Origin of the sequence: Telluria aromaticivorans (assembly GCF_013003915.1) — a bacterium.
GTDB classification, from domain to species: Bacteria; Pseudomonadota; Gammaproteobacteria; order Burkholderiales; family Burkholderiaceae_D; genus Telluria; species Telluria aromaticivorans.
In genome coordinates this window covers 104,281-124,046 of the sequence record NZ_JABAIV010000008.1, presented here as the reverse complement: position 1 = coordinate 124,046, position 19,766 = coordinate 104,281, and the positions used below count along the sequence as shown (strand labels likewise).

Annotated in this window: 19 protein-coding genes and 1 pseudogene; 14 read left to right on the top strand and 6 right to left on the bottom strand. The window is 65.0% G+C overall.

What is annotated here, in order from left to right; genetic code table 11:
- Positions 1 to 42 precede the first annotated feature (42 nt).
- The gene (locus HGB41_RS19550) at positions 43 to 717 is read left to right on the top strand and encodes a phage tail protein (RefSeq protein WP_171087583.1); all 675 of its coding nucleotides are present in this window, start codon (positions 43 to 45) and stop codon (positions 715 to 717) included.
- A 239-nt stretch (positions 718 to 956) separates the two neighbouring features.
- Here HGB41_RS19550 and purM read toward each other — a convergent pair whose 3' ends face one another.
- Positions 957 to 2,000, bottom strand: coding sequence for a phosphoribosylformylglycinamidine cyclo-ligase (gene purM / locus HGB41_RS19545; RefSeq protein WP_171087580.1), 1,044 nt, complete (start codon positions 1,998 to 2,000; stop codon positions 957 to 959).
- A gap of 132 nt (positions 2,001 to 2,132) precedes the next feature.
- Between purM and HGB41_RS19540 the strand changes: the two genes are divergently transcribed.
- From HGB41_RS19540 to HGB41_RS19500, 9 genes and pseudogenes are all read left to right on the top strand, one after another.
- On the top strand, positions 2,133 to 3,287 hold the full coding sequence (locus HGB41_RS19540; protein WP_171087578.1) for an AI-2E family transporter: 1,155 nt from the start codon (positions 2,133 to 2,135) through the stop codon (positions 3,285 to 3,287).
- Positions 3,284 to 3,967 carry a DnaA regulatory inactivator Hda gene (gene hda / locus HGB41_RS19535; RefSeq protein WP_171087576.1) on the top strand — a complete coding sequence of 228 codons (684 nt, stop codon included), beginning with the start codon at positions 3,284 to 3,286 and terminating at the stop codon, positions 3,965 to 3,967. Before HGB41_RS19540 ends, hda begins: the two co-directional genes overlap by 4 nt.
- On the top strand, positions 3,964 to 4,638 hold the full coding sequence (locus HGB41_RS19530) for an HAD family hydrolase (RefSeq protein WP_171087574.1): 675 nt from the start codon (positions 3,964 to 3,966) through the stop codon (positions 4,636 to 4,638). Before hda ends, HGB41_RS19530 begins: the two co-directional genes overlap by 4 nt.
- The gene (pcnB, locus tag HGB41_RS19525) at positions 4,631 to 6,100 is read left to right on the top strand and encodes a polynucleotide adenylyltransferase PcnB (RefSeq protein ID WP_171087571.1); all 1,470 of its coding nucleotides are present in this window, start codon (positions 4,631 to 4,633) and stop codon (positions 6,098 to 6,100) included. The genes HGB41_RS19530 and pcnB overlap by 8 nt, the downstream gene beginning before the upstream one ends.
- Entirely contained in the window at positions 6,097 to 6,570 is a 474-nt protein-coding gene (folK, locus tag HGB41_RS19520) for a 2-amino-4-hydroxy-6-hydroxymethyldihydropteridine diphosphokinase (protein ID WP_171087570.1), read from the top strand. Before pcnB ends, folK begins: the two co-directional genes overlap by 4 nt.
- A 2-nt stretch (positions 6,571 to 6,572) precedes the next feature.
- Positions 6,573 to 6,704 (top strand): annotated as a pseudogene (locus HGB41_RS19515) (DMT family protein); the annotation flags it as partial.
- A gap of 62 nt (positions 6,705 to 6,766) precedes the next feature.
- Positions 6,767 to 7,615 (top strand): 3-methyl-2-oxobutanoate hydroxymethyltransferase, encoded by an 849-nt coding sequence (panB, locus tag HGB41_RS19510; protein WP_171087569.1) that lies wholly within the window; start codon positions 6,767 to 6,769, stop codon positions 7,613 to 7,615.
- Positions 7,616 to 7,625: 10 nt separating this feature from the next.
- Positions 7,626 to 8,132, top strand: a complete 507-nt coding sequence (gene thpR, locus HGB41_RS19505; protein WP_171087568.1) for an RNA 2',3'-cyclic phosphodiesterase — start codon at positions 7,626 to 7,628, stop codon at positions 8,130 to 8,132.
- A 12-nt stretch (positions 8,133 to 8,144) separates the two neighbouring features.
- On the top strand, positions 8,145 to 8,891 hold the full coding sequence (locus HGB41_RS19500) for an SDR family oxidoreductase (RefSeq protein WP_171087567.1): 747 nt from the start codon (positions 8,145 to 8,147) through the stop codon (positions 8,889 to 8,891).
- Between the two features lie 19 nt (positions 8,892 to 8,910).
- On the opposite strand, the gene HGB41_RS19495 is transcribed toward HGB41_RS19500, so the two are convergent.
- The 3 genes from HGB41_RS19495 to HGB41_RS19485 form a co-directional block, all read right to left on the bottom strand.
- On the bottom strand, positions 8,911 to 9,660 hold the full coding sequence (locus HGB41_RS19495; protein ID WP_171087566.1) for a hypothetical protein: 750 nt from the start codon (positions 9,658 to 9,660) through the stop codon (positions 8,911 to 8,913).
- A 294-nt stretch (positions 9,661 to 9,954) separates the two neighbouring features.
- Positions 9,955 to 10,491 carry a hypothetical protein gene (locus HGB41_RS19490; protein ID WP_171087564.1) on the bottom strand — a complete coding sequence of 179 codons (537 nt, stop codon included), beginning with the start codon at positions 10,489 to 10,491 and terminating at the stop codon, positions 9,955 to 9,957.
- 326 nt (positions 10,492 to 10,817) lie between these two features.
- Positions 10,818 to 11,963 (bottom strand): MFS transporter, encoded by a 1,146-nt coding sequence (locus HGB41_RS19485; protein WP_171087562.1) that lies wholly within the window; start codon positions 11,961 to 11,963, stop codon positions 10,818 to 10,820.
- A gap of 266 nt (positions 11,964 to 12,229) precedes the next feature.
- Between HGB41_RS19485 and HGB41_RS19480 the strand changes: the two genes are divergently transcribed.
- A complete protein-coding gene (locus tag HGB41_RS19480) occupies positions 12,230 to 13,306 on the top strand; it encodes a sensor histidine kinase (RefSeq protein WP_229423122.1) in 1,077 nt (358 codons plus the stop codon).
- Positions 13,303 to 14,052 carry a LytR/AlgR family response regulator transcription factor gene (locus tag HGB41_RS19475; RefSeq protein WP_171087560.1) on the top strand — a complete coding sequence of 250 codons (750 nt, stop codon included), beginning with the start codon at positions 13,303 to 13,305 and terminating at the stop codon, positions 14,050 to 14,052. Before HGB41_RS19480 ends, HGB41_RS19475 begins: the two co-directional genes overlap by 4 nt.
- Positions 14,053 to 14,127: 75 nt before the next feature.
- On the opposite strand, the gene HGB41_RS19470 is transcribed toward HGB41_RS19475, so the two are convergent.
- Positions 14,128 to 15,696, bottom strand: coding sequence for a S8 family serine peptidase (locus HGB41_RS19470; protein WP_171087558.1), 1,569 nt, complete (start codon positions 15,694 to 15,696; stop codon positions 14,128 to 14,130).
- 221 nt (positions 15,697 to 15,917) lie between these two features.
- On the opposite strand from HGB41_RS19470, the gene HGB41_RS19465 reads away from it, so the two are divergent.
- Positions 15,918 to 16,556 (top strand): Vat family streptogramin A O-acetyltransferase, encoded by a 639-nt coding sequence (locus HGB41_RS19465; RefSeq protein ID WP_171087556.1) that lies wholly within the window; start codon positions 15,918 to 15,920, stop codon positions 16,554 to 16,556.
- 20 nt (positions 16,557 to 16,576) lie between these two features.
- Here the strand turns inward: HGB41_RS19465 and HGB41_RS19460 are convergent, their stop codons facing one another.
- A complete protein-coding gene (locus HGB41_RS19460) occupies positions 16,577 to 18,079 on the bottom strand; it encodes an aldehyde dehydrogenase (RefSeq protein ID WP_171087554.1) in 1,503 nt (500 codons plus the stop codon).
- A gap of 128 nt (positions 18,080 to 18,207) precedes the next feature.
- Between HGB41_RS19460 and HGB41_RS19455 the strand changes: the two genes are divergently transcribed.
- Positions 18,208 to 19,671: a high affinity choline transporter 1 gene (locus HGB41_RS19455; protein WP_171087552.1), complete on the top strand. Its 1,464-nt coding sequence runs from the start codon at positions 18,208 to 18,210 to the stop codon at positions 19,669 to 19,671.
- The last annotated feature ends 95 nt before the right edge of the window (positions 19,672 to 19,766 follow it).

Sequence of the window (19,766 nt, the reverse complement as noted above, 5' to 3'; positions counted from 1 at the left end):
TCTTCGCCGCCTCACGACACTTCACCAAAAAAGGGGATTTACATGGATGCTTACCTCGGAATGATCATGCCAGTTGCCTTCAACTTCGCCCCGCCAGGCTGGATGCTGTGCCAGGGACAGCTGCTGTCGATCGCGCAGAACAACGCCCTGTTCGCCATTCTCGGCACCACCTACGGCGGCAACGGCCAGACCACCTTCGCCCTGCCCGACCTGCGCGGCCGCACCCTGGTGGGCATGGGCCAGGGCGCGGGACTGAACCCGGTGAACCAGGGCGACATGATGGGCGCCAACAGCACCTCCGTCACTGCCAACGGCAACGCGATGGTGGCCATCGACGCCGCCCACCTGCCCAAGCACAACCACCCGGTGAGCATCAGCGCCGACAGCTTCAGCGCCACCTCGACCCTGCACGCTACCTCGGCCGGCCCGGGCGCGGCGGCGCCGACCGAAGGCGCAGCGCTCGGCACCACCGGCGGCGGGCCGGGTTCGGCCGCGATCTATGTCGGCAATGGCGCCACCACCGGCGTGCCCCTGAATGCGGGCAGCGTCACCACCAAGCTGGCCGGCCAGGTCGATACCAGCACGGGCGAAAACACCGGCAGCGGCGCGGCCTTCGCGGTACCGGTGACGACCAGCGCCAACGCCAGCGTGATGCAGCCTTCGCTGGGCATGAACTACATCATCTGCGTGCAGGGGATTTTCCCGTCGCGGCAGTGATGAATGGTGCGGCGGCTGGCGCCGGGGTGGGTGTCGGTTGAGCGTGTAAACTTGGATCCCGGCCTTCGCCGGGATGACGGTTTTAAGGGTAGTGATTAGGCGTGCTGCGATCGATATTCCAATCGCTAGCTTCAAGGCCGTCGTTCCGGCGAAGGCCGGAACCCAAGTTCGTCGCGAACCACCAAGCAAAACAAAACGGGCGCTGAGCGCCCGTTTTTTTACAACCGTCAAAAAACCGCTTACTGCACGATCGTCTGCGCCTGCCCCTCTTCACGCGCGCGGATCTCGCCGATGCGATACACGGTCTCGCCAGCCGCCTGCAGCTGCGCCATCGCGGCGTCGGCGTTTTCCTTCGAGACGATCACGGTCATGCCGATGCCGCAGTTGAACACGCGGTGCATCTCGGCGTCGGCCACGCCGCCATGCTGCTGCAACCACTGGAACAGCGGCGGCATCGTCCACGAGGTCGCGTCCAGCACCGCGGTGACGTGGTCCTGCAGCACGCGCGGGATGTTCTCGACCAGGCCGCCGCCGGTGATATGCACCATGCCTTTCACTTCCATCGACGCCATCAGCGCCAGCAGCGGTTTCACGTAGATGCGGGTTGGCGCCATCAGCACGTCCGACAGCTTGCGGCCGTGGAAATCGCCTTCCAGGTCCGGTTTGGCCACGTCGATGATCTTGCGCACCAGCGAGTAGCCGTTCGAGTGGATGCCCGACGAGGCCAGGCCCAGCACCACGTCGCCCGGGACGATCTTGCTGCCGTCGATGAGCTGCGATTTTTCGACCGCGCCGACGGCGAAGCCGGCCAGGTCGTATTCGCCGTCCGGGTACATGCCCGGCATTTCGGCAGTTTCGCCGCCGAGCAGGGCGCAACCGGACTGCTCGCAGCCCTTGGCGATGCCGCTGACGACGGCGGTGGCGGTCGCCACGTCCAGCTTGCCGCAGGCGAAGTAGTCGAGGAAGAACAGCGGCTCGGCGCCCTGCACCAGGATGTCGTTGACGCTCATGGCGACCAGGTCGATGCCGACCGTGTCATGGCGGTTCAGCTCGAAAGCGAGCTTGAGCTTGGTGCCGACGCCGTCGGTACCCGACACCAGCACCGGTTCCTTGAACTTCTTGCTGATCTCGAACAGCCCGCCGAAACCGCCGATGCCGCCGAGGACGCCTTCGCGCATGGTGCGCTTGGCGAGTGGCTTGATCGCTTCGACCAGGGCGTCGCCTGCGTCGATGTCGACACCGGCGTCGCGGTAGGAGAGGGAAACATTAGATGGTTGGCTCATGGTATTTGGCAGCGGAGGCGGTAAAATAGAAGGCGGCAGACCCAAACCAGGTCAATCCAGCATTTTAGCACTAGCAAAACGGCCCCCGCCGAAGCCGTTTTCACCCCAATCCGCGACCATAACAATAATTACATGCCATTTTCCTTCACCCCGGAGCAAAAACAATCCACCTTCTGGTTGGCGCTCTGGCTCGCGGTGGCGCTGTTGCTGTACACCCTCGGACCGATCCTGTCCCCCTTCATCGCGGCCGCGATCCTGGCCTACATGCTGGGCGGCGCGGTGGACCGGCTGGCAAACGCCCGGAATGGCCGCCGCCGCATGCCGCGCGTGCTCGCCGTTTCGATCGTGCTCACCGCTTTCTGCGCGGCGGTGGTCGCGCTGTTCCTGACCGTGGTGCCGGTGCTGCGCGCCGAGATTCCCCTCCTGCAGGCCAAGATTCCCGCCTTCTTCACCTGGCTCGACACCTACCTGGCGCCATGGCTGGGCCAGTATGGCATCCATGTAAAGCTCGACAGCGCCGGCCTGCGCGCCCTGCTCGAACAGCAGGTGGCGGCCGGCGGCGACGACATGTGGACTTCGGTGCTGGCCAAGGTAAAGGTCGGCGGCAGCGCCCTGCTGGGCTGGATCGCGACACTGACCCTGGTGCCGGTGGTGCTGTTCTACCTGCTGCTCGACTGGCATGCGCTGCTGGCGCGCATCGAAGGCGCCATCCCGCGCCGCTGGGCCCCGCAAACCGTCGGCATGGCGGTTGAAGCCGACGTGCTGCTGGCCCAGTACCTGCGCGGCCAGCTTTTGGTGATGATCGTGCTGGCCGTGTACTACTCGGTGGCGCTGTATTTCGTCGGGCTGGACGTGGCGCTGCCGGTGGGCGTGCTCACCGGGCTGCTGGGCTTCGTGCCCTACCTGGGCTTTGGCCTGGGCATGCTGCTGGCGCTGGTCGCGGCGCTGCTGCAGTTTTCCGGCTGGGCGGGCCTGGCCTGGGTGGTCGCCATCTACACCGCGGGCCAGCTGATCGAGAGCTTCATCCTGACCCCGCGCCTGGTCGGCGAGCGCATCGGCCTGCACCCGCTGGCGGTGATTTTCTCGCTGATGGCCTTCGGCGAACTGTTCGGCTTTGCCGGCGTGCTGCTGGCGCTGCCGGCATCGGCCGTGCTGATGGTCGGTTTCCGCCACGTGCGGCGCCACTACCTGCGCAGCAGCTTTTATAATGCCGGTAGCATGGAACAGAGCCTTGTCTACGTATCCGAACCCGAACCCGATGCCTCCCGCGTGAAAGCGACACCATGAAACAGCTGGTGCTCGATTTAGGCGCCGAACCGGCGCACAGCCTCGACACCTTCCAGGTGGGCGAGAATGCCGAACTGGCGCACCTGATGCACCAGTTCGCGCAGCGCGCATCGCGCGAGCATTTCGCCTACCTGTGGGGCGATACCGGCGCCGGCAAGACCCACCTGCTGCAGGCGCTGGCGGCCAGCCCGGGTTCGCGCTACATCCCCTTCGACGCCCCGGAAGACCAGTTCGTCCACTCGCCCGACGTCACGCTGTATTTGCTGGATGACTGCCACTGCCTGTCGCCGCAGCGCCAGATCGACGCCTTCGCCCTGTTCAACCAGATCCGCGAGCATGGCACCTACATGGTCAGCACCGGCCCGGTGCCGCCGGCCGTGCTGCAGGTGCGCGAAGACCTGCGTACGCGCATGGGCTGGGGCCTGGTGTACGAGATCAAGGGCCTGTCCGACGACGAGAAGATCGCCGCCCTCACCCAGGCCGCCGAGGCGCGCGGATTGACGCTGTCGGCCAGCGTGTTACCCTATTTGTTGTCTCACTTCAAGCGCGACATGCGGTCGCTGGCGACGATGCTGGACGCCCTCGACCAGTATTCGCTCGAGACCCAGCGCCCCGTCACAGTGCCCCTGCTGCGCGATTTATTGCTTCAAGAAAACCAGCAGCCGGAACCCAAAGAATGAAACACCTTGCGCTGTTCGACCTCGACCACACCCTGCTGCCGATCGATTCGGACTATGAATGGGGCGAATTCCTGGTTCGCGTTGGCGCAGTCGACGAAACCGCCTTCCGCCGCCGCAACGACGAGTTCTTCGCCGAGTACCAGGCCGGCGTCCTGAATCCGCATGTCTACCTCGAATTCGCCCTCGGCACCCTGGCGCGCTTCCCGCGCGAGCAGCTCGACGCCCTGTACGCGCAGTACATGCGCGAGGTGATCGAGCCGGCCATCCGGCCAAGTGCACTCAGGCTGGTGCGCGAGCACCAGGAAGCCGGCGACCTGGTGGCGATCATCACCGCCACCAACTACCACATCACCGCGCCGATCGCGCAGCGCTTCGGCGTCGAGCACCACATCGGCGCCATGCCGGAATACGACGCGGCGGGCAATCTCACCGGCAGGCTGGCGGGCACGCCAACCTCCGGCGCGGCCAAGATCACGCACATGCACGCGTGGCTGGAACGCCTGGGCCATACGTTCGGCGCGTTCGAGCGCAGCCACTTCTACAGCGATTCGCACAACGACATCCCGCTGCTGTCGATCGTCAGCCATCCGGTCGCCACCAACCCGAGCACCAAGCTCGCCACCCATGCGCGCGAGCAGGGTTGGCCAACACTCCATTTATTCAATGATTAAGAAATTCATCCGCAAGATCCTGGGCGTCAAGGAAGACGGCCGCGACCCGACCGAACCCGTCATCCTGGGCCCCGACCAGCACAGCATCGACCCGCGCCTGGTATCGAGCAACGCGATCAAGGTCACGCAAACCCTGCAGGACGCCGGCTTCAAGGCCTTCGTGGTCGGCGGCGCCGTGCGCGACCTGCTGCTGGGTATCAAGCCGAAAGACTTCGACATCGCCACCGACGCCACGCCCGAACAGGTCAAGCGCCTGTTCCGCCGCGCCTTCATCATCGGGCGCCGCTTCCAGATCGTGCACGTGATGTTCGGCCAGGACCTGCTGGAAGTAACCACCTTCCGCGGCAACGGCAGCGACAACGCCCCGAAGGACGAGCATGGCCGTGTGTTGCGCGACAATAATTTCGGCCCACAGCACGAAGACGCGGCGCGCCGCGACTTCACCATCAACGCCATGTATTACGACCCGGCCACCGAGACGGTGCTCGACTACCACGGCGGCATCGAAGACATCCGCGCCAAGCTGCTGCGCATCATCGGCGTGCCGGAAGCGCGCTACCGCGAAGACCCGGTGCGCATGCTGCGCGTAGTGCGCTTCGCGGCCAAGCTGGGCTTCACCATCGAACCGACCACGCGCGCGCCGATCCCGGTCATGGCCCCGCTGATCGACAACGTTCCGGCTGCGCGCGTGTTCGACGAAATGCTGAAACTCCTGCTGTCGGGCCATGCGCTGGCCTGTCTGCGCGAACTGCGCTCCGCCGGCCTGCACCACGGCCTGCTGCCGCTGCTCGACGTCGTGCTGGAACAGCCGATCGGCATGAAGTTCGTGACCCTTGCCCTGGAATCGACCGACGGCCGCGTCAAGGCCGGCAAGGGCGTTTCGCCCGGCTTCCTGTTTGCTTCGCTGCTGTGGCACCAGGTGCTGGAAAAGTGGAACGCCTACCGCGCCGCCGGCGAAGCGCCGATCCCCGCCCTGCACCTGGCGGCCGACGACGTGCTGGACACGCAAACCGACAACCTGGCCCTGCAGCGCCGCATCGCCACCGACATGCGCGACATCTGGGCCATGCAGCCGCGCTTCGAGCGCCGCACCGGCAAGGCGCCGTTCAAGCTGCTCGAGCACCCGCGCTTCCGCGCCGGCTACGACTTCCTGCTGCTGCGCTGCGAATCCGGCGAGTTGCCGGGCGAAGTGGGCGAATGGTGGACCGCGTTCTATGCGGCCGAAGGCGGCGAGCGCGAACAGCTGCTGGCAGCGGCCAATTCGCGCGGCGGGCGCTCGGGCGGGCATCGCTCGGGCTCCGGTTCGAGTTCGAGCTCGGTCTCTGGTGACAGCCAGGCAGGCGAAGGCCAAGGCGGCGAGGGCCAGCCAGCGAAGCGCAAGCGCGCACCGCGCCGCGGCCCGCGCAAGTCTGGCGGCGGCGAAGGCGCCGTAGCAAACGCACAGGGCGGCGGCGAGGAATGATCGCCTGGGTCGGCATCGGCGCCAACCTGGGCGACGCCCAGGCCAATGTGCTCGACGCCGTGCGCCGCCTGGCCCTGCTGGACGGCACCGCGCTGGTGCAGACCTCCGGCCTGTACCGCACGGCGCCGATCGATTCCAGTGGACCGGACTACGTCAATGCGGTGGCCTGTATCGACACCAGCTTCGACCCGCACGAACTGCTGGCCGCACTGCAGGACATCGAACTGGCGCATGGCCGCGAGCGGCCCTACCGCAACGCGCCGCGCACCCTCGACCTCGACCTGCTGCTCTACGGCGACCAGGTCATCGCCACCGAATCCTTGACCGTACCGCATCCGCGCATGCACGAACGCGCCTTCGTGCTGGCCCCCCTTGCCGAGATCGCGCCCGACATCAATATCCCGGGGCGCGGCCCCATACATGATTTCCTGCCGCTCATCGCGCTGCAGGACGTCGACAAGATCGGCTGAGCATGCAGGAAGCAATCACGCTGAGCGTGTTCGTGCCCTTCGCGATGTTCCACATGGACCAGCCGTTCAAGCTCGATGACGTGTGGGCGGCGCTGTGCCTGGTGGGCGCGGTGTACTTTATCTTCCGCTCCTAGGCAGGATTGCGGCAGGCGCATTACACTACGCAATTCCGAACGACCGTCTTAAAAGGAATCCCATGAGCGCTTACCTGCAGGGCCAGGACCCGGCCGCCAACGACGCACCGAAACGCGCGCGCAAAGCCATCACCGCGCCGTCGCTGCTGGCCATGCGCACCGCAGGCGACAAGATCGCGATGCTGACCGCGTACGATGCCAGCTTCGCCTCGCTGATGGACCGCTGCTCGGTCGACGTGCTGCTGATCGGCGATTCGCTCGGCATGGTCTGCGCCGGCTACGACTCGACCTTGCCGGTGACGGTGCTTGATGTCGCCTACCACACGGCCTCGGTCGCACGCGGCAACAAGCTGGCCCTGGTGCTGGCCGATATGCCCTTCGGCAGCTACACCACCCCGGTGGAAGCCTATAACAACGCGGTAACGCTGATGCGCGCCGGCGCCCAGATGGTCAAGATCGAAGGCGGCGCCTGGCTGGCCGAGACCGTGCGCTTCCTGGTGGAGCGCGGCATCCCGGTGTGCGCCCACATCGGCCTGACCCCGCAGTTCGTGCACACCTTCGGCGGCTTCAAGGTGCAGGGCAAGACCGACGCCGCGGCCGAGCAGCTCAAGGCCGACGGCCTGGCGCTGCAGGCAGCGGGCGCCTCGATGGTGGTACTGGAAGCCATTCCGGCGGCGCTGGGCAAGGACGTCACCGAACTGCTGGCCATCCCGACCATCGGCATCGGCGCCGGCCCGGACTGCTCCGGCCAGGTGCTGGTGATGCACGACCTGCTGGGCGTCTTCCCAGGCCACAAGGCGCGCTTCGTGAAGAACTTCATGGAAGGCCAGGCCAGCATCGACGCCGCCGTAACAAGCTATGTGACGGCGGTGAAGGACGGCAGCTTCCCGGGGCCGGAACACTGCTTCTGAGGTGATGCGGATGGACAGGCAACCCACCAACCGCCTGTTCCTGGCCCTGTGGCCTGACCCGGCCATGCGCCACCTGTTAAAGGAATGGCGCGACGCCTGGGGGTGGGTGAAGGGCGCCACACCCGTTGCTTTCGACAAGCTGCACGTGACCCTGCATTTCCTCGGGGGCTTGCCGGGCGAGCGGCTGCAGGAATTTCTCGACGGTTTCAGCGTACCGTTCGAACCGTTCCGGCTCGAGCTGGCTACTCCCGCCGTCTGGCATAACGGGATCGCCGTGCTGGAACCGGAGCAGGCGCCGCCTGCACTGCTGGCGCTGCACGCGCGCCTGGCGGAATCCCTGGTCGCGCTCGGCCTGCACCCGGAGTCCCGCCCCTACCGTCCGCACGTGACCATGGCACGTCGCGCCACCGGGGCTGCCATGCCTGCCGGCCTCCCGCCGGTCTCCTGGGACGTGCGTGGATATGCACTCGTCGAATCGAAAAATAGCGTGTACACGGTCCTGCGCGCTTACAGCTGACATTGACGCCACATGAAAAAAACCATCCTCATCACGGGCGGCGGACGCGGGATCGGCGCGGCATGCGCGATCCACGCCGCGCAACTGGGCTACCAGGTCTGCATCAACTACCTGGCAGACGCGGCTGCCGCCGCCACTGTCGTCGATGCCATCGAGCGCCAAGGAGGCACGGCGTTTGCGATCCAGGCCGATATCGCCGATGAAGCACAGGTAGAACGCATGTTCGCGTCAATCGACGAGCGCTTCGGGCGCCTGGATGCATTGGTCAACAATGCCGGCGTGCTGTCCCAACAAACGCGCGTCGACCAGATGAGCGCCGCCCGGATTCGTCGCATCATGATGACCAATGTCGTCGGCGCCATGCTCTGTGCGCGCGAGGCGGTGCGCCGCATGTCGACCCGGCATGGCGGCGCCGGGGGCGGGATCGTCAATGTCTCGTCGCGCGCAGCCGTGCTTGGCGCGGCCAACGAGTATGTGGACTACGCGGCCTCGAAAGCGGCCCTGGATGCGCTGACGATCGGCCTGTCGAAGGAGGTTGCGCCAGAAGGTATCCGGGTGAACGGCGTACGTCCCGGGCTGATTGAAACCGGCATGCACGCCAGCGGTGGTGAACCCGGACGCGTTGCGCGCCTGGCTTCCTCGGTGCCGATGGGCCGTGGCGGACTTCCGCGTGAGGTGGCCCATGCCGTGTTGTGGCTGCTGTCGGATGAGGCCTCGTATACGACGGGCAGCTTCATCGACGTTTCGGGCGGGCGCTGAGGGAAATCCCGGGTTACGGTCAAGGCGATTGATGGAGCAGGACGCCGCCCAGCGACCGGGCCTCGGGCGCATAGGCCTGCATGCCCCAGCCTGCGCCGGCCACCAGCAGCGTGGTCAGGACGAACGGAATGATCGTGCGCTTGAGCGCCGCGACCATCCAGTGTTGCGGATCCAGCACTCGCAGGCGCCGGTACAGGCCCGCCGCCAGCAGTCCATCCACCAGGATCTCGGCAAACAGGATCGGCGCCGACCAGATCACGAACAGCGATGACAGCGCGATGCCCAGGGCAAGCAGGACAACGACCAGGGGGATCGCGGCGTCCTCTGCATGCCCGATGACTTCGAGCGGCTTTTCCACGACGCTGTCGATGGCGCTGTCGCCTGTGCCGACATCGAAGTTGGCGCTGGCGCCGCCGCCGTCGAAGCTTCCGCCACCACCCGTAAACTCGGCAGCGCCCTCAGCGCCTTGTCCACCGCCTGGGTCGGTCGGCACAAGGTCAATGTAATCCGCTGCGCTAGTGCGCAACCATAGCCAGAGCAGCAGCAGGAACACGATGTAGGCGACGCCCATCGCGAGCGTGTAGCGCAGCGCCATCGCATCGATCCCGGCGGCGAGCATGGCAATCGACGCACCGAAACCGGCCAAACCGGTAAGGGATACCAGGATGAACATCTGGATGCGAGGGAAGCTGTCGCGCAGCAGGCGGGCGCGCATGCGTGCTACTGCAGTGGAACGCGTAAGGGGGAGGGGTCGGGCACGTGGGTTCATGTCGAAGCTCCTTCGCACATCCGAAGATCTCCATTCCACCTGCCGCCATGGTCCAGGCAGCTGTCTATTCGCAGTTCATCTCGTACCCAAAACCCAAGGACGACGAGTGCCGCGAGCAGTAAGGTAGAAAGCAATATTTTCTTGGTTCGCATGTGCCTGGCGGTTCCCGCATCTTGTCGATGACACCGATCGCCCACATCCTTGCCTGGCCGGGAAGGCAAAGGCCAAGCTCGCGACTAATGCGATAAAACCGGGCAGCCGTAGCGAGTGATGTCGGCATTTTTCGATCGTGCTTTATCCGACAGCGAGCAAGGCCCGCTCTACCATGCGATTGCGCATCACCCCGCGAGTAAGCATGGTGAGAACGCCAACGGCAAACAGCGCTGCGAAAACGCCCGCCACTATCCATTCCCCAGCGAGCGCGAGACCGCCCGCAATGAACAAAGGACCAAACAAGATCAAGTCGCTTGCCGCGAGCAGTACAGCGATCCAGCTCGACTGCTTGAACTTGACTTTCTTTGACGCGAGATCCCGCCATGCCAGCACCGTCGACCAGTCGCCCGGTTTTACGAAAGCAACCGCGAAGGTCGCGCCCGGACTCGGAATGATGTTATTTCCAAGATTGACGCCATAGCTGGGCCGTCCTCGCGTCGAGAAGCTGAAGTCACCTCGGAGGGCTTGGACGTCGAACACCTCGTCAAAACGAATTTCCTCAATATGCATCATTCTCCCTTTATCGTCATGGCCAGACAGGCCGGTAATGGGCACGCATGTCGTGCGCACTTCCGCAACCGACCCGAAGCGGTCAGCGGTGGGGTCATTCTTTGGCACAGTCGTCCTCTACCGCCTTATCTTTGCCCACTATCCGGTTACGAAGAAATGCATCGAGCGTTATTCCGATAGCAACACCGATACCAACCCCAAGGGCCAGGCTTCCGAAAGCAAGGCCAATGCCACATCCGATTGCAAGGCAAATCGGCAACTTACTGAAGGGCGGCATGGGACCTTTGCTTTCCTTTTTACGTATATTTCTCTTCATCGTAGGTCCCTCAGTGATGTTGCCGTCAACGTCCGCAATTGAACCCGATTGCAGACCTTGCCAAGGCTCAGTGTACAAAGCATCCTGTCTTGGAAACCAGTCAAAAAAATTGTGGAGATCAAGCCTGCCGCTTGATAATCCCCGCACTGAGTGCAATGACCAGCCCCGACAGCGACAGTGCCCCCAGCGCCACCATGATGCTGGCCTGCGCCGCGATATACCCCAGCACCGGCGGCGCCAGCAGCAGTCCGCCATAGCCCAGCGTCGCCACCGCAGCCACGCCAGCACCCGCACTCATGCCCGGAATGCGCGATGCGGCACCAAACAACAGCGGCACCACGTTGGCCGCCCCAATCCCGATCAGCGCAAAGCCCGCCGCCGACAGCAGGAAGTGCGTGCTCAGCACCGCAGTCGCCAGGCCCGCGAACATCGCCAGCCCGCCCAGCACCATCACGCGCATGGCGCCGAAGCGCAGGATCAGGCGATCGCCCGCGAAGCGGCAGGCTGCCATCGCGATCGAGAAGGCCGAATAAGCCAGCGCCGCCGTCGCCGGTGCGGCCGCGGTACGCTCCTGCATCAGCAGCGCGCTCCAGTCGACCAGCGCGCCCTCCACCGCAAAGCACAGCAGCGCCAGCAGGCCGAGGCTCAGGGCCGCACCGCGGGGCAGCTGGAAATGGCTGCCGGCTTCATGGGTCGGGGTGAAGGCCATCACACGGGGTGCTGCGAACACCAGCGCGATCGCAGTCATGATGGCCATGGCGAACGCGCCCTGCCCGTCACCCCAGCCCTGGCTGATCATCACGCCGCCCAGCGCCGCGCCCAGCAGGCCGCCGAGGCTGAAGAAACCGTGGAAGGACGACATGGTCGGCACGCCGCGCGCGGTTTCGACCTCGCTGGCGTTAGCGTTCATGGCCACGTCCAAAGCGCCGTTGCTGACGCCGAAGGCAAAGGCGACCAGGAACAGCAGGCGCAGGTCGCTTACGCCCATCACCACGGCCAGCGTCGCCGCAAAGGCGAAGCCGGCCAGCAGCGTCATGCGGCGCGTTCCCCAGCGCGCGGTGAAGCCGCCCATCAGCGGCATCGCCAGCAGGGCGCCGGCCGCGATGGTGAGCAGGACCATGCTCAGGGTTGCAGTGTCGATGCCGGTGCGTGCCTGCACCACCGGCACGTGCGCGGCCCACAGGCCGATGCCGGCGCCATTGAGCAGGAAGACGGTGGAGATGGCCCAGCGTGCGGGCGAAAGAGATGCTGGAATCTGGGTCATGGCGGGTCTTTGCGGCGGGTAAGCAGTCGCAACGGGGCTTCTGTGCTGTCGAGTCTGCACGACTTTACGCAAAGGGGCGCCAACTTGCAATCGGTGTCGGGCGTGGACGAGACCCTGTCATGCAGGGCAGGTAGGGATAGGCGGCCCACCCTGAAATTGCTACACTCGGCTGCACTTGATTCCACGGCATCCGCAATCCACGTCGTGTTCCCGCAATCCGTCGCACGGCCTGACGCAGGTGCAGGCTGCCGCGCCATACTAGCCCCATGAAACCGACCACCTTCTTCGCACGCGTTCCGCTCATGTGGCGCGCCTACATCGCCGGCTGGAGCCTGTATGGCGTCATCGTCGGCTTCGTGCTGCAGGCCGACACGCTGGACGGGGGAGTGCGCTGGCTCGACCTGCTGCAGGGCGTCTACAGCACGATTCCCGCCGCCGCCCTGCTGGCGCTGGTGTGGCCACTCACCGGCCGGCTGGAAGCGCGCGCGGTGCGGGGCTTCGCCCTGGTCGGCATCCACGCCTGCGCGGCGCTCTGCTTCGCCGTCGGCTCCCACCTGCTGACCCTGGCGATGCTGGGAGCCGTCACGCGCTCGATCCAATGGCATGCCTGGCCCTTCATGTACAGCCTGATGAGTTATGCGCTGGTGGCGGGGATCTTCCACACGGTTCGTGCCGGCATGGCCGCGCAGCAGCAGGCGCTGGCCGCGCAGCAGGCGCGTACATTGCTCGTCGCCTCGGAGCTGAGCGCGCTGCGCAACAAGCTCAATCCGCACTTCCTGTTCAACACCCTGCACTCGATCATCGCGCTCACCCAGCGCAACCCGGCCGCGGCGGAAACGGCGCTGTTCCAGTTCTCGGACATGCTGCGCTATGTGCTCGACACCGAGCGCAGCGGCAGCGACCGCGTGACCCTCGACGCGGAACTCGGTTTCGTGCGCGACTACCTTGAGCTGGAGCAGCTGCGCCTGGGCGAGCGCCTGCACGTCGAATGGGACCTCGACGAAGATGCGGGCGACCATCCGCTGCCCGCGCTGTCGCTGCAGCCGCTGGTCGAGAACAGCATCAAGCATGCGTTCAACCCGCACAGCCGTCCCGGCATCCTGCAGATCCGCACCCGGCGCGATGCGACAAGCGGCGCGCTGACCATGACGGTACGCGACACCGGCCCCGGGGCCGACCCGACTGCCGTCGCGGCCTCGAATGGTCTCGGCCTGCGCACCGTCGAACGGCGCCTGCAGCTCGACTACGGCAGCCGCGCCGCGCTGCGGGTACAGTGCGCCCCGGGCGCGGGTTTCAGTGTCGCCGTCACCATTCCCGCCGCACGCCAGGAGAGCTACGCATGACGACCAAGACCGCCTTCTTCGCCGAGGACGAGCCGCTGGCGCGCGACGTGCTGCGCGACGCCATCTATGCGCACCAGTCCCTGCGCCTCGTGGGCGAAGCGTCCGATGGGGCGAGTGCCCTGGAGAGAATCGGGCGCCTGCGACCGGACGTCGTGTTCATGGACATCCAGATGCCCGAGATGACCGGGCTGGAAGTGCTGCGCCGGCTCGACTACCTGCCACAGATCGTGTTCACCACGGCCTACGACCAATACGCGGTGACGGCCTTCGAACTGAATGCGGTGGACTACCTGCTCAAGCCATTTACGCAGGCGCGTTTTGCTTCTGCGGTGGCGCGGCTGCTCGAAGGTCCCGGCCACGAACGGGCGTCGCTCGAAGGCGCGCTGGTACAGGCGAGCAGCCCGATGGCTGCCCCGGCGCGGCTGGAACGCATCCTCGTGCGCGACCGCGGCCGCATCTTCCCGCTCGCCGCCGGCGATATCGAATACATGAAGGCCGATTCGAAATACACCGTGATCGCGGCGCGCGGGCAGCACTTCCTGGTCCGCATCGGCATTTCGGAACTCGAAGCCCAGCTCGACCCGGCGCGCTTCGTGCGCATCCACCGCTCGGCGCTGGTGAATCTCGATTTCGTCGAGTCGATGCGCGCCGACGACCAGTCGCAACTTCAAATCCACATGCGCGACGGGACGGTGCTGGGAGCGAACCGGGATGCGTCGCGCATCCTGCGCGACATGGCAGTGTGATGCGCCCACGCGGTGAGCACCGCGCGACGCCGAAAAAAAAGGACGCCGAAGCGCCCTTTTCGGGAGTATCAGGAATTACTTGCCGCAATCCAGAGACTTGATGCGGTCGTAGGCAGCTTTCGCCTGTACCAGACCATAGCCGTACTGGGTATCACGTCCCGCGGGGCCGAGATCCAGTGCGCTGTTGTTCAGCGAGGTACGCAGCTGCGCGGCGGTGCAGCCTGGGAAGTAGCTCCACACCAGGGCGGCGACGGCCGACACATGGGGGGTCGCCATCGAGGTGCCGTCATAGTAGGCGTAGCTGCTTGCCTTCACGCTCACCGTCGCGCTCTGGCCGAGCCGCTGCGTCTGCATGGCACTGCCATCGGCTTGCGATACCGTGACCGATGGAATGGTGGTCACGGTAGTGCCCAGCGTGCCGCCGAACGCGCCTGCCACGTTGTTGTATACCACCGCCCCGACGCCGCCGCTGGTCTGGCAGTTCGACACCTTGGTCGCGAAGTCGATACTGCCGCGCTGGATCAGGCAGACCTTGCCCTTGACAAGGGGATCCGTCTTGTCGCCGAGCCCGAAGTCGGCCAGCGGCGCGGTGGCCGTCTTGACAGGGGAACCTTCCATCGTCGCGGCGGCAAAGGGAACATCGCCCACCGTCAACGCGGCCTCGATGCCACTATTCATCGGCACCGTGGACAGCACGCTGACGCCAGGCGCCGACAGCTCGACCTTGTTGTTGTACTGCGAGAAGCTCGCCCACTGCTTGTTCTCGTCCAGGGCGCCAATCGACATCACGCTGTGATAATTGGCCGGATACGACACGGCGCGATTGCCGTCGTTACCGGCTGCCGCGACGCTCAAGACGCCCTTGGCATACAGCTTGTCGAAGGCGACCTGCTCGGTCTGGCTCCTGCGATCCCCGCCCAGCGACATGCTGATCACGTTCGCGCCTGCCGCCCCGCATTTGTTGGCGGCCGAGGCCAGGGTCGAGGAATAGGCCCAGCCGTCCTTGCCGAACACCTTGACGATGTGCAGCTTGAGCTGTTTGTTGGCGTTGACGCCGACCACGCCGGTGCCGCTGTTGTTGATCGCGGCGATGGTGCCGGCCACATGGGTGCCGTGGTGGTTTTCGTCGGTGTACCACCAGCCGGTGCCCGCATCGTATTCGCCGGTCACGTCGTTACCCGACAGGTCTTCATGGGCACGGTCGTAGCCGGAGTCGATGATGCAGACCTTGCGGTTGGCGGCGGCGCTGTCCGGCAGCTGGTCAGCCTGGACTAGCTTGATGCCGTAGGGGACCAACTGGCCCGCAATATAAGGCGTACCTGTCGAGGGACTGGTCAGGGCGAAAGGACGGCGCACCACGTCTTCTTCGATGTACTGCACGTTCGGGTTGTTCTCGAGGCCTTTCAGGGCAACGGCGGGCACTTCGATCGCCATGGCATTCATGCCGAAGATCTCGTGCTTGACGGCGCCCTTGGCGGCGCCGACAGCGGATTTGACGCTGGCGGCAGCGCCAGGCTTGAACGCAACGATCACGCGCATTGTCGAGGGCGGGGCAGCCTGCACGCTACCGAATACGCCGGCGGCGACAAGGGCGGCCAAGCAAGTGGTGAGGGGCTTCGATGCGCGCGTTTCTTTGCTGATCATGTGTCTTCTCCGTTGGATACTGATGATGACGCCGAGGCTTGAGGCTGCGCCGGTGTTGTCTCCGGTCACATGTATGCACATGTGATCAAGCAGTGTATTTCGAAAGCGTCAAGGCAAGTAAATAAGTCATCATTTATGTGAACGAAAACAGACTCAGCAGTTTATTATTCTTTTCTCACGGAAATTTCTAACAAAAACGCGCTGCACACCGCATCGATCCAATGCCCCATCCCGACCCCGACGCCCCGTTTCCGATGCCAGGCTTCCCGCAGGTCTGCTTCCTGAAGAACCTGATCACGCGCCCGAACATCGAGGTCGGTGACTTCACCTACTACGACGATCCGGACGGCGCCCAGAACTTCGAAAACAACGTCCTCTACCATTTCCCCTTTATCGGCGACCGCCTGCGCATCGGCAAATTCTGCGCGATCGCGCGCGGCGTGAAGTTCATCATGAATGGCGCCAACCACCAGATGGACGGGATCTCGACCTATCCGTTCTTCATTTTCGGGAACGGATGGGAGGGCGCGCGGCCGACCGAGGGCGAGCTGCCCTACAAGGGCGATACGGTCATCGGCAACGACGTCTGGATCGGCTTCGATGCGCTGGTCATGCCTGGTGTGAGTATCGGCGACGGCGCCATCATCGCAGCGCGCTCAGTTGTCACGAGCGACGTGCCGGCCTACGCCATCGTCGGCGGGAACCCGGTTAAAGTCGTACGCCCGCGTTTCGACCCCGACCACGCGCGCCGGCTGGTGGCGCTGGCCTGGTGGGACCGCCCGCTCGACTGGATCACCCGGCACCTCGACCTGATTCGCGGGGGCGACATCGCGGCGCTCGAAAGCGCCGCACGAGACTGAGGCAGCACCCGAAAAGGCGTTCACCCGATCCGGATCCAGGTCGTCTTCAGCTCCGTGTACTTGTCGAAGGCATGCAGCGACTTGTCACGCCCATTGCCCGACTGTTTATAGCCGCCGAAGGGCACGGTGATGTCGTCGTTGTCGTACTGGTTGACGTGCACGGTGCCGGCACGCAGGGCGCGCGAGGCACGGATTGCACGGCTCATGTCCGCCGTCCACACCCCGGCGGCCAGGCCATAGGGCGTGGCATTCGCCTGCCGCACCGCTTCATCGAGGTCGGTGAACGACAGCACCGACAGCACCGGCCCGAAGATCTCTTCGCGCGCGATACGCATATCGGCCTCGACGCCGTCGAACAGGGTCGGCTCGATGAACAGGCCGCCGCTGTCCTGCCGCACCGCATTGCCGCCCGCGAGCAGGCGCGCGCCACCCGCCTTGCCCTCTTCGATATAGCCGAGCACCGTCTTCATCTGGATCGGGTCGACGATGGCCCCCATCACGGTTGCCGCGTCGAGCGGGTCGCCCGGCGCGTAGCGCGGCATCAGCGCCAGCGCTTTTTCTAAAAAGGCATCCTTGATCGAGGCTTCCACGAACAGGCGCGAAGGCGCATTGCAGCTTTCGCCCTGGTTGAAATAGATCGAGCCGATCGCGCTTTCCACGGCGGCGTCGAGGTCCGGGCAATCGGCGCAGACGATATTGGCCGACTTGCCGCCCAACTCCGTCCAGGCTCGCTTTAAATTCGACTGGCCGGCCATCTGCAGGATCTGCTTGCCCACGCGCGTGGAGCCGGTGAAGCCGATGCAGTCGACATCCATGTGCAGCGCCAGCGCGCTGCCGACTTCGTTGCCGTAACCGGGCAGCACGTTGAACACGCCGGGCGGCACGCCTGCCTCCAGCGCCAGCTCCGCCAGCCGCAGGGCGCTGAGCGGCGCCTTCTCGGACGGCTTGAGGATGACGCTGTTGCCGGCCGCGAGCGCCGGGGCGATCTTCCATGCGGCCATCAGCATCGGGTAATTCCATGGCACGACCGCTGCCACCACGCCGACCGGCTCGCGCGTGATCAGGGCCAGGCTGTCGTCCGCCGTCGGCGCGACCTGGTCGTAGATCTTGTCGACCGCCTCGCCGTACCAGCGGATGCAGTTCTGCGCCTGCTGCACGTCCACGGCCAGGCTGTAGCGGATCGGTTTGCCCATGTCGAGGGTTTCCAGCAGCGCCAGCTCGTCGCGGTTCTGCAGCATCAAGTCCGCGAAGCGGATCAGGATGCGCTTGCGTTTGGCGGGCGCCATGCCGGCCCAGCGCCGGTCCTCGAAAGCCGCGCGGCTGGCTGTAACGGCGGCATCGGCGTCGGCCTCATCGCAGCGCGCGACCTCGGCCAGCTTGCGGCCGTCGACCGGAGAGATGCAGTCGAAGCGCGCACCGCGTCGGGCTTCGACGCGAAAGCCGTCGATGAAGGCACGGCCGTCGATGGCGAGCTTTTCGGCGCGCTCGTGCCAGGATGGGGTGGGGCTGCGGGTGTCCGACATGGCGAATCCCTTCTCTAATGAGCAACACTCGATGGCCAAAACCTAGCAAACTTGATCCGGCCGCCAGATTCTGCCTTTATAATCGCGGATTTTCCGCCCGTTAATTTTCCTGCCGGAGCATCCACCGCATGAACACCACTTTGATCGTTTTCGTCGCCCTCTATCTGATCGGCACGCTGGGCATCGGTGTGTGGGCGGGCACGCGGATCAAGAATACCAGCGACTTCGCCGTGGCGGGCCGCAGCCTGCCTTTGATCATGGTGATCACGACCACCTTCGCCACCTGGTTCGGCGCGGAGACCGTGATGGGCATCCCGGCCAAGTTCGTGCAGGGTGGCCTGAATGCCGTGGTCGAAGACCCGTTCGGGGCCGGCATGTGCCTGATCCTGGTGGGCCTGTTCTTCGCGGCGAAGCTGTACAAACTCAACCTGCTGACCATCGGCGACTATTACCGCGAGCGCTATGGCAAGGGCATCGAGATTTTCTGCTCGGTGGCGATCATCCTGAGCTACCTGGGCTGGGTGGCGGCGCAGATCACCGCGCTGGGCCTGGTGTTTACGGTGCTGACCAATGGGGCGATGTCGCACGCGATGGGCATGTTCGTCGGAACGATGGCAGTGCTGATCTACGTAGTGGTGGGCGGCTTTCTGGCGGTGGCGATCACCGACTTCATCCAGATGATCGTGCTGGTGGTGGGCATGAGCATCATCGCCATCTTCGCGGCGGATCTCGCCGGCGGCGCCGGCAATGTGCTGGCGATGGCGCAGCAGGCCGACTTGTGGCGCCTGCTGCCCGAGCCGAGCTTCACCGACATCATGTTCTTCATCGGCGCGGCCGTCACCATGATGTTCGGTTCCATCCCGCAGCAGGACGTGTTCCAGCGCGTGATGTCGGCCAAGGACGCCCCGACCGCCCGCACCGGCGCGGTGATCGGCGGCGCCAGCTACATCCTGTTCGCCTTCGTGCCGATGTTCATCGTGGCCGCGGCCGTGGTGGTGATGGGCGATTCCGCCATGGACATCGCCAGGAACGACTACCAGCGCCTGCTGCCGACCTTCATCATGACCAAGATGCCGCTGGTGATGCAGATCCTGTTCTTCGGCGCCCTGCTGTCGGCCATCAAGAGCACCTCGTCGGCCACGCTGCTGGCGCCATCGACCAGCTTCGTCGAGAACATCCTGCTGAACCTGCGCCCCGGCATGGCCGACAAGCAGAAGCTGCTGGCCATGCGCATCACGATCGTGATCTTCGCGGCGATGGTGCTGCTGTATGCGATCGCGATGGAAGGCACCTCGATTTATGAGCTGGTATCGAGCGCCTACCAGGTGACGCTCGTGGGCGCCTTCGTGCCGCTGGTGATGGGGCTGTACTGGAAGCGCGCGACTACCCAGGGCGCGATCCTGTCGATCGGGGCGGGAATTGTCGTGTGGCTGCTGTTCTTCCCGCAGGTGACGAGCTGGGGCGAGCATTTCCCGGGGCAGCTGGCCGGGCTGGTGGCGGCGTTTGCCGGGATGTTTATCGGGTCGCTGGCGCCGCAGGTGTTTAAAAATGGTGGGGAGCCGGCGAAGCATATCGTGACGGATGCGGTTTAACGGCGGCGCCGTTTATTCCAATGTGATTTGAACGCGTGGGCAGAATCTGCCCACCCTACGAGTTGCCGCAATTCGTAGGGTGGGCAATTCGTACT